General features: G+C 69.5%; 10 protein-coding genes. 4 read left to right on the top strand and 6 right to left on the bottom strand.

The genetic code is table 11. The features are described from left to right. Together AC2VOK_RS00460 and AC2VOK_RS00455 are read left to right on the top strand one after the other, a co-directional pair. Positions 1 to 362: hypothetical protein (locus AC2VOK_RS00460; protein WP_428898717.1), on the top strand; the 362-nt coding region annotated here is incomplete at its 5' end. Between the two features lie 16 nt (positions 363 to 378). Further along, a complete protein-coding gene (locus tag AC2VOK_RS00455) occupies positions 379 to 864 on the top strand; it encodes an Rv2253 family sensor-like surface protein (protein WP_428898716.1) in 486 nt (161 codons plus the stop codon). A gap of 105 nt (positions 865 to 969) precedes the next feature. On the opposite strand, the gene AC2VOK_RS00450 is transcribed toward AC2VOK_RS00455, so the two are convergent. The 6 genes from AC2VOK_RS00450 to AC2VOK_RS00425 form a co-directional block, all read right to left on the bottom strand. Further along, positions 970 to 1,830: a TIGR03619 family F420-dependent LLM class oxidoreductase gene (locus tag AC2VOK_RS00450; protein WP_428898715.1), complete on the bottom strand. Its 861-nt coding sequence runs from the start codon at positions 1,828 to 1,830 to the stop codon at positions 970 to 972. Further along, on the bottom strand, positions 1,827 to 2,471 hold the full coding sequence (locus tag AC2VOK_RS00445; RefSeq protein WP_428898714.1) for a PaaI family thioesterase: 645 nt from the start codon (positions 2,469 to 2,471) through the stop codon (positions 1,827 to 1,829). Before AC2VOK_RS00445 ends, AC2VOK_RS00450 begins: the two co-directional genes overlap by 4 nt. Beyond that, positions 2,468 to 5,482 carry a bifunctional [glutamine synthetase] adenylyltransferase/[glutamine synthetase]-adenylyl-L-tyrosine phosphorylase gene (locus tag AC2VOK_RS00440; protein ID WP_428898713.1) on the bottom strand — a complete coding sequence of 1,005 codons (3,015 nt, stop codon included), beginning with the start codon at positions 5,480 to 5,482 and terminating at the stop codon, positions 2,468 to 2,470. Before AC2VOK_RS00440 ends, AC2VOK_RS00445 begins: the two co-directional genes overlap by 4 nt. 39 nt (positions 5,483 to 5,521) lie before the next feature. Continuing rightward, the gene (gene glnA, locus AC2VOK_RS00435; RefSeq protein WP_428898712.1) at positions 5,522 to 6,862 is read right to left on the bottom strand and encodes a type I glutamate--ammonia ligase; all 1,341 of its coding nucleotides are present in this window, start codon (positions 6,860 to 6,862) and stop codon (positions 5,522 to 5,524) included. 101 nt (positions 6,863 to 6,963) lie between these two features. Further along, positions 6,964 to 8,514: an alpha/beta hydrolase gene (locus AC2VOK_RS00430; RefSeq protein WP_428898718.1), complete on the bottom strand. Its 1,551-nt coding sequence runs from the start codon at positions 8,512 to 8,514 to the stop codon at positions 6,964 to 6,966. 147 nt (positions 8,515 to 8,661) lie between these two features. Further along, on the bottom strand, positions 8,662 to 10,224 hold the full coding sequence (locus tag AC2VOK_RS00425) for an alpha/beta hydrolase (protein ID WP_428898711.1): 1,563 nt from the start codon (positions 10,222 to 10,224) through the stop codon (positions 8,662 to 8,664). Positions 10,225 to 10,457: 233 nt separating this feature from the next. On the opposite strand from AC2VOK_RS00425, the gene panB reads away from it, so the two are divergent. Together panB and AC2VOK_RS00415 are read left to right on the top strand one after the other, a co-directional pair. Beyond that, positions 10,458 to 11,303: a 3-methyl-2-oxobutanoate hydroxymethyltransferase gene (panB, locus tag AC2VOK_RS00420; RefSeq protein ID WP_428898710.1), complete on the top strand. Its 846-nt coding sequence runs from the start codon at positions 10,458 to 10,460 to the stop codon at positions 11,301 to 11,303. A 344-nt stretch (positions 11,304 to 11,647) separates the two neighbouring features. Further along, positions 11,648 to 12,701: CYTH and CHAD domain-containing protein (locus AC2VOK_RS00415; protein WP_428898709.1), on the top strand; the 1,054-nt coding region annotated here is incomplete at its 3' end.

The following is a 12,701-nucleotide window of genomic DNA, read 5'->3' as shown; positions in this document are numbered from 1 at the left end:
CGCCACCGATTGCCGCGCGGGTGGTTTCGTCATTGACCGGCGAACCGCGGTTGGCAGCGTTATCGTGCCTGCATGCCGTCGCATCGCGTCGACCCCGACGCGCAGCGCGGCTGGAGGTGTTCCGAGGAAAGGGACCCGGCATGAAGACGAGAGTATTGCTGGCCACGGCCGGCGCTGCGGCAGCATTGACCGCCGGTGTCATGTGGACCGCGCCGTCGGCGTCGGCCGGCACCCCCTATTGCGATGGGCTTGGCAGCCCCCAGGAAGTTCACGAATGCAACTGCGGATTCGACTTCGACCCGGGTAGCCAGGAACTGCACGATTGCCTGTACGGAGCTCCGGCTCCAACACCCAAACCCTGAGATGACCCCGAAGCGTGTGAGCGGTCTCGTGGGTTCCTGCGCCACGTCGCTCGCGGTCGCCCTGTCGCTCTCCCCGGCCGCCGTCGCCGACTCCCCGTCGTGGAACGGCAAGTACGCGGTCACATTCATGGTTGGCCCGAAGTCCGGGACCAGCCTGGCGGCCGGCGATCCCGAGGAGCAGCACACCGACGTCTATACGTTCCGCTCGGACTGCACGGGCGCAACGTGCACCGCCACGATCGTCGGCGGCCCGCCGCCGAGCAACCCGACGGTTCCGCAGCCGATCCAGTTCACCTGGGATGGGGCGTCCTGGACGCAGACCAGCGACTTCCAATGGGACTGCATGATGCCCGACACCACAATCGAATGGAGTCCGGCCCACGCCACGGTGCGCTACACGCCCCAACCCGACGGGTCGCTGGCCGGCACCATGCACACCGAGATTCTCAGCGGCCCGTGTCAGGGCACCATCGAGATGAACATGACCGCCGAGCGCGTGTGAACCTGCGCTCGGTTGCGCTGTCGCTTCGCGAGACATAAACCCCTGCGAGCCCCACCGGCGTGTCTTCGCAACGGACTATGTGTCGCGGGGCCGCGCGCGCCGCACCTACCCGTCGAGCCCCAGGTCCGCGCGGAAGCGCGCCATGCCGTCGATCTTGTCGGCCAGCGTGGCGTCGCGGCCCGCGTAGAACATCCACGGCATGGTGATGATGCCGGTGATGCCGGCGTCGGCGGCGCGCTGGTAGTCGGCGGGGGTGAACGCGTCGGTGAGCGGGGTCAGGATCGTGAAATCGTCCATCGTCGAGCCGTTTTCGGCGCGCAGCTCCCGCAGCCGACCGACCGCCTCGATGGCGCGGTCGGTGTCGATCAGGTCGCCGATCCAGCCGTCGTTGCGGGCCGCGCGGCGCAGGGCGGCGTCGCTGAGCCCGCCGGCGTAGACCGGGATCGGCGGCGGCGTCGGCTGCATCTCCAGCCGCGGCGTCGGGTAGAACTCGCCGTCGAACTCCGTCCAGCCCGGCCGCCACAGCGCCCGCATCAGCGCGATCATCTCGTCGGTGCGCTTGCCGCGGGCCTCGAACCGCTCCCCCATCAGGGCGAACTCCTCCCGGCACCAGCCGACACCGACGCCCAGCTCCACCCGCCCCGACGCCAGCACCGCCGCGGTGCCGATGGCTTTGGCCACCGAGTAGGGATTGCGCATCGCCGGGATGTAGACGGTCGTCACGAAGCGCAGCCGGGTGGTGACTTGGGCCAGAGCGCCGACGAGCACCCAGGGATCCGGCCAGTCGGTGAACGGCTGCCAGCGCCGCTGCCCGTCCTTGGTATAGGGGTAGGGCGTGTCCAGGGTTTCGAGGTTGACGACATGGTCCGGGATCCCCATCCCGTCGTAGCCGAGTTCGTCAGCAGCCCTGGCGATCTCGATGATCTCCCGGGTGTTCAGGAAGGCGCTGCTGACATAGAACCTCACGGCGCGTCCCGCGCCCACGCCGGCTCGATGAATACACCCTCGGCCTCCACGGTGACACCTGAGGCATCCGAAATCGCGCCGCGTGCAAACACTTTGACGCCCGCTCTGCCGTCGATCCAGGCCTCGCAACGCAGCGGCCCCAGCGGGGTGCCACGCAGGTACTTCACGGTGATCGTTCCGGTGAAGCGCGGCTTGGACAGCCCCTCGCTGGCCGCCTCACCGAGCATGTGGTCGAGCACCAGGGCGCTCACGCCGCCGTGCACCAGATTCGGCGGGCCCTCGTACGCGGCTCCGAGGACGAACTCGCTCCAGCAGCGGCCGGCGCCCTCGTGGTGGACGACGACCGGCGGGGCGATCGGGTTGCACACACCCACCGCGGCGTTGCCCAGCGGCAGCGCCCGGCCATCGACCCGGTAGCTGACCCCGGCCGGCCGGGTGCGTTGCCGCAACGACTCGGTAATCGCCTCGATCGCGGCTCGCGCCTCGAGGACAACCGCCTCATCGGCCTCCGTCCGGATGGTCGCGTCGACGAGTTCCCGGACGGCCTCGGCCAACGGCGCGTAAAGAGCTGTCACCCGGTCGGCCTCCGCCGCGTCGAGCACCTCGAATATGGCGTCCAACGCGCCGGCCTCCTGACTCAACTCCCGAATACCTTGCGCACGACGGCCTTCGCCCGCCGCGTCACCCGAAGATAGTTGTCCAGGAACTCGCCGCCGTCGTCGGTCGGCCAGCCCGCGGCGACGGCGACCGCGTTGAGCTGACGACCGGGCCCCGGCAGCTGGTCGGTGGCCTTGCCACGCACCAGCACCAACGCGTTGCGCGCGCGGGTGGCGGTCAGCCACGCCTGGCGCAGCAGGTCCACGTCGTCGGCCGGTATCAGCCCGGCCGACGCGATCGCGTCCAGCGATTGCAGCGTCGAGGTGTTGTGCAGGGCTTCGATCTCGTGTGCGTGCCGCAGTTGCAGCAGCTGCACCGTCCATTCGACGTCGGCCAGTCCCCCGCGGCCCAGCTTGGTGTGCGTGTTGGGATCGGCGCCCCGCGGCAGCCGCTCGGACGCGACCCGGGCCTTCATGCGGCGGATCTCCTGAACCGCTTCGGCCGACACCCCGTCTTCCGGATAGCGGGTCTTGTCGGCCATCAGCAGGAATCGACGCCCCAGCTCGTCATCGCCGGCGACCGCGTGCGCGCGCAGCAGGGCCTGGATCTCCCAGGGCTGCGCCCACTGTCGGTAGTAAGCGGTGTAGGCGCCCAGGGTGCGCACCAGCGGACCGCTGCGGCCCTCGGGTCGCAGGTTGGCGTCGACTTCCAGCGGCGGGTCGACGCTGGGGGTGCCCAGCAACGTCCGCACCTGTTCGGCCACCGACGTCGACCAGCGGATCGCCTGGGAGTCCTCGACGCCGTGGGCCGGCTCGCAGACGAACAACACGTCGGCGTCGGACCCGTAGCCCAGCTCGGCGCCGCCCAGCCTGCCCATCCCGATGACGGCGATCGCCGCCGGCGCTTGTCCTTTTGCGGGGCCGTCGGCGGGCAGGTTCGCCCGGATCATGGTGTCCAGGGCGGCCTGCAGCACGGCCACCCACACCGACGTCAGGGCGCGGCACACCTCGGTGACCTCCAGCATGCCCAGCAGGTCCGCCGAACCGATGCGGGCCAATTCCCTGCGGCGCAGCGTGCGCGCACCGGCGATCGCACGCACCGGGTCGACGTAGCGGCTGGCCGAGGCCACCAGCGAGCGGGCCACTGCGGCGGGGTCGGTGTCGAGCAGTTTGGGGCCGTTGGGTCCGTCGCCGTAGCTCTGGATGACCGTGGGCGTCCGCATCAGCAGATCCGGCACGTATGCGGAGGTCCCCAGCACATGCATGAGCCGCTTGGCCACTGCCGGCTTGTCCCGCAGCGTCGCCAGGTACCAGCTTTCGGTGGCCAGCGCCTCGGACAGGCGCCGGTAGGCCAGCAACCCGCCGTCGGGGTCGGGCGCGTACGACATCCAGTTCAACAATCGCGGCAACAGTACCGACTGCACCCGGCCGCGCCGGCCGCTCTGGTTGACCAGCGCCGACATGTGCTTCAACGCGGTCTGGGGCCCCTCGTAGCCGAGCGCGGCCAGCCGCCGCTCCGCGGACTCCGTGCTCATGCCGTGCGCGATCTCCAGCCCGGGCGGACCGATCGACTCCAGCAGCGGCTGGTAGAAGAGCTTGGCGTGCAGCTGCGACACCCGCAGGTTCTGGTGCTTGAGCTCTTCGCGCAGCACCCCGGCCGCGTCGTGCCGGCCGTCGGGCCGGATATGGGCGGCGCGCGCCAACCAGCGCACCGCCTCCTCGTCGTCGACATCGGGCAGCAGGTGGGTGCGCTTGAGCCGCTGCAGCTGCAACCGGTGCTCGAGCAATCGCAGGAATTCGTAGGAGGCGGTCAGGTTCGCGGTGTCCTCGCGGCCGACGTACCCGCCCGCACCCAGCGCGGCGAGCGCGTCGACGGTGGACGCCACCCGCAGCGACTCGTCGCTGCGACCGTGCACCAGTTGCAGCAGCTGCACGGCGAACTCGACGTCGCGTATCCCGCCGCTGCCGAGTTTGATCTCGCGGGCGCGGACGTCGGCGGGCACCAGCTGCTCCACCCGGCGGCGCATGGCCTGGACTTCGACGACGAAATCGTCGCGCTCGCAGGCGACCCACACCATCGGCATCAGCGCGGTCAGGTAGCGTTCGCCGAGTTCGGCATCGCCGACCGCGGCCCGGGCCTTCAGCAACGCCTGGAACTCCCAGGTTTTCGCCCAGCGCTGGTAGTAGGCGACGTGCGACTCGACGGTGCGGACCAGCTCGCCGGCGCGGCCCTCGGGCCGCAGTGCGGCGTCCACCTGGAAGAAAGCCGCCGACGCCACCCGCATCATCTCCCCGGCGACGCGGGCACTGACCGGGTCAGCGCACTCGGCGACGAAGATGACGTCGACGTCGCTGACGTAGTTCAGCTCGCGCGCGCCGCATTTGCCCATGGCGATGACCGCCAGTCGCGGCGGCGTGCCGTCAGCGCACACGGTCAGCTCGGCCATGCGCAGTGCGGCCGCCAGCGCGGCGTCCGCAAGGTCCGACAGCTGGGCGCCCACCACGGTGAACGGCACCACCGGCTCGTCCTCGACGGTCGCGGCCAGGTCGAGCGCGGCCAGGACGAGCACGTGGTCGCGGTACAGGTTCTGCAGCCGCAGCACGGCCGCGCCCGCAGCCGGACCCGTCGCCGAGTCGTCGGAGAACTCCTCGACGCATCTGACGAACGTCGCGCAGAGCTCCTCGCGGGAGGGCAGTGTGACCTTGCCGCGCAGCAGCTTCCAGGACTGCGGGTTCGCCGCCAGATGATCGCCCAGCGTCAGCGACGAGCCGAGTGCGGCGAACAGCCGCGCGCGTAGCGGACGTTCGCTCAGCAGCGCGGCGCTCAACTCCTCCCACCCGGTGTCGGGGTTCTCCGCCAGGCGCGCCAGGGCGCGCAGCGCGGCATCGGGGTCCGGCGAGCGCGACAACGCCCAGAGCAGGTCGACCGAGGCCTGGTCGTCACGGTCGCACCAACCCAGCTGCGCCAGCCGCTCACCGGCGCGCGGATCGACCAGCCCGAGCCGGCCCACGCTGGGCAGCTTGGGGCGATGCGTCACGGGTTTGGTCACGATCACGACCGTAGCGCAACCCGCGCGCTGCTCAGGCGCACTGCGCTACAGAGACAAGTACGTGCTCAGCTCGTAGGGCGTGACCCGGCTGCGGTAGTTGGCCCACTCGGTGCGCTTGTTGCGCAGGAAGAAATCGAAGACATGCTCCCCGAGGGTCTCCGCGACGAGCTCGGAGGACTCCATGCACCGCAGCGCGCTGTCGAGGCTGGTGGGCAGCTCGCGGTAGCCCATCGTACGACGTTCCTCGGGCGTCAGGTCCCACACGTTGTCCTCGGCCTGCGGCCCCAGGACGTAACCCTTCTCCACCCCGCGCAACCCGGCGGCCAGCAGCACCGCAAAAGCCAGATACGGGTTGCACGCCGGGTCCGGGCTGCGCACCTCGATCCGCCGCGAGGACGTCTTGTGCGGCGTGTACATCGGCACCCGCACCAGGGCGGACCGGTTGGCCGCCCCCCACGACGCGGTGGTCGGCGCCTCGCCGCCCACCACCAGCCGCTTGTAGGAGTTGACCCACTGATTGGTGACCGCGCTGAACTCCGATGCGTGCTCGAGGATGCCGGCGATGAACGACTTGCCGACATCCGAGAGCTGCAGGGGATCTTCGGTGCTGTGGAACGCGTTGACGTCGCCCTCGAACAGGCTCATGTGGGTGTGCATGGCCGAGCCGGGGTGCTCCTCGAAAGGCTTGGGCATGAACGTCGCCCGCGCGCCGTTCTCGATCGCCACCTCCTTGATGACGTAGCGGAACGTCATCACGTTGTCGGCCATCGACAGCGCGTCGGCGAAGCGCAGGTCGATCTCCTGCTGGCCCGGCGCGCCTTCGTGGTGACTGAACTCCACCGAGATGCCCATGAATTCCAGCGCCTCGATCGCGTGCCGACGGAAGTTCGAGGCCGAGTCGTGGACCGCCTGGTCGAAATAGCCGGCGCTGTCGACGGGAACGGGCACCGACCCGTCATTGGATCCGGGCTTGAGCAAGAAGAACTCGATCTCTGGATGCACGTAGCAGGAGAAGCCGAGGTCGTTGGCCTTCTGCAGCTGACGGCGCAGCACGTGCCGCGGGTCCGCCCACGACTGCGACCCGTCCGGCATGGTGATGTCGCAGAACATCCGCGCCGAGTGGTGGTGGCCGGCCGGGGTGGCCCAGGGCAGCACCTGGAATGTCGAGGGGTCCGGGATTGCCACGGTGTCGGATTCCGACACCCGCGCGAACCCCTCGATCGAGGATCCGTCGAAGCCGATGCCCTCCTCGAAGGCGCCTTCCAGTTCCGCCGGGGCGATGGCGACCGATTTGAGTAAACCGAGCACGTCGGTGAACCAGAGCCGCACGAAACGGATGTCGCGCTCCTCGAGCGTGCGCAGGACGAATTCCTTCTGCCGATCCATATCTGGCACAGTATGCAACCCCTGTTAATTCTGTGTTACCGCTGTTGATCCATGCCCGCTCAGAAACGTTGCGAAGTGCAGACATGCCGGCCGGGACGGGCCTACGGGCGACACTCCAGCGAGGCCGGCGGCAGAGCCGCCCCGAGCAGATAACGCACCACCGCGGTGTCCACACACTGGTCCCCATTGAAGACCGCGGTGTGCTGGGTGCCGTCGTAGGTGATCAGCGGTGCCCCCAGCTGATGGGCAAGGCTGACCCCGGCCTGGTAGGGAGTCGCCGGGTCGTGCGTCGTTGACACCACGACGGCCTTGCCCGGCGCGACGGCCGCCACGGTGTGCGGGGCCGACGTGGCCGGCACCGGCCACAGCGCGCACAGATCGCGGGGGGCGGTCCCGGTGAAGGGCCCGTAACTCAGGAAGGGGGCCGCACGTCGGATCTGCTGATCGGCGGCAACCCAGCTCGCCGAGTCCGCCGGCGTGGGCGAATCCACGCAGCGAATCCCGTTGAACGCGTCTTGGTCGTTACCGTAATGCCCGCTGCGGTCGCGGCCCTCGTAGTCGTCGGCCAGCAACAGCAGATCACCGGCGTCGCTGCCGTTCTGCAACCCGCGCAGGCCGCTGGTCAGATACTTCCAGTGGGCCGGGGTGTACAGCGCGTTGATGGTTCCCGTGGTCGCGTCGGCGTAGCTGAGACCGCGCGGGTCCGCGGTGCGGCCCGGCTTGAACACCAGCGGGTCGACCAGCGCGTGGTAGCGATTCACGAACTGGGTCGGGTCGGTCCCCAGCGGACAGGACGGCGAGCGGGCGCAGTTCAGGGCATAGTCGTTGAAAGCGGTTTGGAATCCGGCCATTTGGCTGATGTTTTCCTGGATCGGCCCGACGGTCGGGTCGATGGCCCCGTCGAGCACCATCGCGCGCACACGCTCCGGGAATGCTTCGAGGTAGGTGGTGCCCAATTCGGTGCCGTAGCTGTAGCCGAGGTAGTTGATCTGGTTGTCGCCCAGCGCCTGACGGACCATGTCCATGTCGCGCGCAGCCGAGACCGTGCCGACGTTGGCCAGGAACGCCGTGCCCATGCGGTTCGCGCACTGCTGGGCCAGCTGCTGTTCGATCTGCTCGATGTGGGCGACACCGGCCGGGCTGTAATCGACCATCGGTTCGCGCCGGAACGCGTCGAACTCGGCGTCGGTCCGGCATCGCAGCGCCGGAGTCGAATGGCCCACGCCCCGCGGGTCGAAGCCCACCAGGTCGAAGTGGCGCGCGATGTCGGTGTCTTCCAGGTCCGAGGCCATCGCGGCCACCATGTCCACCGCCGAAGCCCCGGGCCCGCCGGGATTGACCAGTAGCGATCCGATCCGCTGGCCGCTGGCGGGCACGCGGATCACCGCCAGCTTGGCTTGCGCCCCCCCGGGGTCGCGGTAGTCGACGGGGACCGCGACGGTAGCGCATCGCGCTCCGGCCGGAACGTCGCTGGTGCCGTTGAGAAACAGGTTGCAGCTGCCCCAGTTCTGCGGCGCGGGACTCGGGTTCTGGCCGGCGCCGGGCTCCGGCACAGCACCGGCGAGCGGCAGGACCGAGGACTGCGACCCGAGCAGGAGTCCGAACGAGAGCAGCGCCGAGCTCCATGATCTCAGGCGCGACATGGCAGTTATCGTCGCAGCCGCGGATACCCGTGGCAGCTCGAAAGGATCACGCCTTGGTCTCGCTATCCCTTGGTCTCGCCATCCCCCGCGCCGAGTGTGAACTCAGGTCGAAAAATCAGTCAAAACGTCGCCGCCAGTTCACATTCGGCGCGGGATTCAGCACTTCGCGCCGCGCGGGGGCGTGTCCCCGCCGATGAGGTATGCCGTCACGTAATTGTCGATGCAGCTGTCGCCCTGGAAGACGACGGTGTGCTGGGTCCCGTCGAAGGTGAGCAGCGAGCTGCGCAACTCCTTCGCCAGATCGACGCCGGCCTTGTAGGGCGTCGCCGGGTCGTGGGTGGTCGACACCACCACGGTGGGGGCCAGGTTGGGCACCGAGATGGTGTGGGGTGTGCTGGTGGGGGGTACCGGCCAGAACGCGCACGTGCCCAGCGGGGCGTCTCCCGTGAACTTTCCGTAGCTCATGAAGGGGGCGATCTCGCGCGCGCGACGGTCCTCCTCGATGACCTCGGCCCGGTTCTTGATCGGGGGCTGGTCGACGCAGTTGATCGCCACTCGCGCATCGGTGGCATTGGTGTAGTGACCGCGCGAGTCGCGCCGCATGTACATGTCGGCCAGCGCGAGCAGGGTGTCGCCGCGGTCGCTCTTGAGCTCGGTCAGGCCTTCGGTCAGGTGATGCCACAGCGTCGGCGAGTACAGCGCCATGATCGTTCCCACGATGGCGTCGCTGTAACTCAACCCCCGCGGGTCCTTGGTGTGCGCGGGCCTGCCGATCATCGGGTCGTTCGGGTCGACCAGCGGATCGACCAGGCTGTGGTAGACCTCGACGGCCTTGGCGGGGTCCGTGCCCAGCGGGCAGGTCGGCTTCTTCGCGCAGTCGGCGGCGTAGTCGTTGAACGCGTCCTGAAACCCCTTGGCCTGGCGCAGGTCCGCCTCGATGGGGTCGGCGTTGGGGTCGACGGCGCCGTCGAGGATCATCGCCCGCACGTTCTCCGGATAAGCCTCGGCGTACGCCGAGCCGATCCGGGTGCCGTAGGAGTAACCGAGGTAGGTCAGCTTGTCGTCGCCCAGCGCCGCGCGGATGGCGTCCAGGTCCCTGGCGACGTTGACGGTCCCGACGTTCGCCAGGAAATTCAGGCCCATCTTGTCGACGCAGCGACCGACGAATTGTTTGGTCTCGTCCTGGATACGGGCCACGCCGGCCGGTGTGTAGTCGACATCCGGCTCGGTGCGCAGTCGGTCGTTGTCGGCGTCGGAGTTGCACCAGACGGCCGGACGCGAGGATCCCACCCCGCGCGGGTCGAACCCGACCAGGTCGAACCGCTGGCGTACCCGTTTGGGCAGCGACTGGACCACGCCCAGCGCGGCTTCGATGCCGGACTCGCCGGGGCCGCCGGGGTTGATCACCAGCGAACCGATCTTGTCCCCCGTCGCGGGGAAGCGAATCATGGCCAGCGTCGCGACGTCGCCGCCGAGATGGTCGTAGTCGACCGGCACCGCCAGCCTGCCGCACAGCGCGCCGCCGGGGAGTTTGACCGGCCCGCCCACCGTGCGGCACGGTGTCCACTCCACCGCCTGGCCCAGCTTCGGTCCCGCCAATACGGCGCGTCCGCCCACGACGCGCAGGCAGCCGGCGAGAAGAAGCGCCACGGCGGCGATCGTCGTCCAGATCAGCAACGTGCGCGCGATCTTTTCGCGGCGAGGCATGCTCATGCCCACCCATGCTGCCAGAGACAGGACACGGTGCCGGTCAGCGACGCCAGCCGGTCGGCGATCCCGCGGGGACGCAACATGGTGAGCCTCACACCGGCACGGCGGTGCGACTGCGCGCAAGAAGTGGCAGAATGTGCGAGGTCAGACGAACCCGGGGACCGCAGTTGCCACGAGGCACTATCCAGTGCCACGAACGACTGGGGCCACGAGGATCGACCCGACCACCACTAGGGACAGCGATGTCTGAACAGAACGTCTATGGCGCAACCCCTTCCGGGCCGGCCCGGCCGCTGGCCAAGATCCGCACCCACCACCTGCAGAAGATGAAGGCCGAAGGCCACAAGTGGGCCATGCTCACGGTCTACGACTACTCGACCGCCCGGGTTTTCGACGAGGCCGGCATCCCGGTGTTGCTGGTCGGCGACTCGGCCGCGAACGTGGTGTACGGATACGACACCACCGTGCCTGTCTCGATCGACGAGCTGATCCCGCTGGTGAGGGGCGTGGCCCGGGGAGCCCAGCACGCCCTGGTGGTCGCCGACCTGCCGTTCGGGAGCTACGAGGCGGGGCCGGCCGCGGCGCTGGCCTCGGCCACCCGCTTCATGAAGGAGGGCGGTGCGCACGCCGTCAAACTGGAGGGCGGCGAGCGGGTCGCCGAACAGATCGCGTGCCTGACCGCGGCGGGCATCCCGGTGATGGCGCACATCGGCTTCACGCCGCAAAGCGTCAACAGCCTCGGCGGATTCCGGGTGCAGGGCCGCGGGGACGCCGCCGAACAGACCGTCGCTGACGCCATCGCCGTCGCCGAGGCGGGCGCGTTCTCGGTGGTGATGGAGATGGTGCCCGCGGAACTGGCCACCCAGATCACCGGCAAGCTGACCATCCCGACGATCGGGATCGGGGCCGGCCCCAACTGCGACGGCCAAGTCCTGGTCTGGCAGGACATGGCCGGGCTGAGCGGCGGCAAGACCGCACGGTTCGTCAAACGCTTCGGCGACGTCGGGGCCGAGTTGCGACGTGCAGCAATGCAGTACGCGCACGAGGTGGCCGAGGGGATCTTCCCCGGCGATCAACACAGCTTCTGAGCAACCTTCGCGGGCGTCGCACCGTGGCAGGGGAGCCAAGAAGAACTTCTGCGGAGACTGGTCGCCTACCCGGCCGATGTCCCCGACCGTAGCTGCGACGGCCCGTGCCGAGCGATCCCCAGAGTATGGTTCCACCACCTGCCGGGCCCGGACGGCAGGCCCTTCCAGGACAACGAGATCCAGACGATCCACCGGTTTTACGGTCTGGTGTCGCACCTGCGCCCGTAGCCGCGCGCGGGAGGCTCGCGGCCAGGATTCGCGGCTATCACCCCGTCGGCTGCGTGTAAATTCAGCACCGTCCACGCCATACCCGATGGCGCCGCCACGCCCGCCACGGAGCCGAGATGCCTGCACAAGCGCCCAAAGCCTCGCGTTACCTGGAGGTGGAGCGCAAGTTCGACGTCGCCGACTCGGCGGTGTCGCCCTCCTTCGACGGGATCGCCGCCGTGGCGCGCGTCGAGAAGTCGCCGACTCAGTCGCTGGACGCCACCTACTTCGACACCCCTGCCCAGGGACTGGCGCGCAACAAGATCACCCTGCGGCGCCGCACCGGGGGTTCCGACGCGGGCTGGCACCTGAAGTTGCCGACCGGGCCCGACGCCCGCACCGAGGTCCGCGTGCCACTGGAGTCCCCGAACGGTGAGGCCGGAAGGGAAGCCGTGCCGGGTGAGTTGCTCGACATCGTGCTGGCCATCGTGCGCGACCACCCCCTCGAACCGGTCGCGCGCATCTCCACCGAACGCGAGACCCAAGTGCTCTACGGCGCCGACGGCGCACCACTCGCGGAGTTCAGCAACGATCACGTCACCGCGTGGTCGATCGGCGCCGCACCTGCCGCGCAGCCCGCCGAACAAGAGTGGCGCGAATGGGAACTCGAACTCGTCACGACGAGCCGGGCCCCCGACGCCGAGCTGCTGACCCGGCTGGGCAATCGACTGCTCGACGCCGGCGCCGCACCCGCGGGCCACGCCTCCAAGCTGGCCCGGGTGCTCGGCCCGACCGTGCAGCCCAACGACACCCGGCTGCCCGCCGACCCCGTCCTCCGCGCGGTGGCCGAGCAGGTCGGCGCGCTGCTGGTGTGGGATCGGGCCGTCCGCGCCGACGCCGACGACGCCGTGCACCAGATGCGGGTGACCATCCGCAAGATCCGCAGCCTCCTCGGTGAGTCGCCGGAGTTCGCGTCGTCCGCCGACGCGTGGATTCTCGACGAGCTGCGGGAGCTCGGCAACGTGCTGGGCGGCGCCCGCGACGCCGAGGTGCTCGGTGCGCGGTACCGGCTGGCGCTGGACGCGCTGGCGCCCGAACTGGTGCGCGGCGGGATCCGCGAGCGCCTGATCGACGGCGCCCGGCGCCGCTATCAGGCCGGGTTGCGGCGATCCCTGGCCGCGATGCGGTCGC

The organism is Mycobacterium sp. TH-M116, assembly GCF_057473685.1.
This window is presented reverse-complemented; position numbering and strand designations above follow the sequence as displayed.

What these genes read in the sequence shown, in the direction of transcription:
- glnA (WP_428898712.1), bottom strand. Translation starts at nt 6,862, where the DNA reads ATGGATCGGCAGAAGGAATTCGTCCTGCGCACGCTCGAGGAGCGCGAC.
- panB (WP_428898710.1), top strand. Translation starts at nt 10,458, where the DNA reads ATGTCTGAACAGAACGTCTATGGCGCAACCCCTTCCGGGCCGGCCCGG.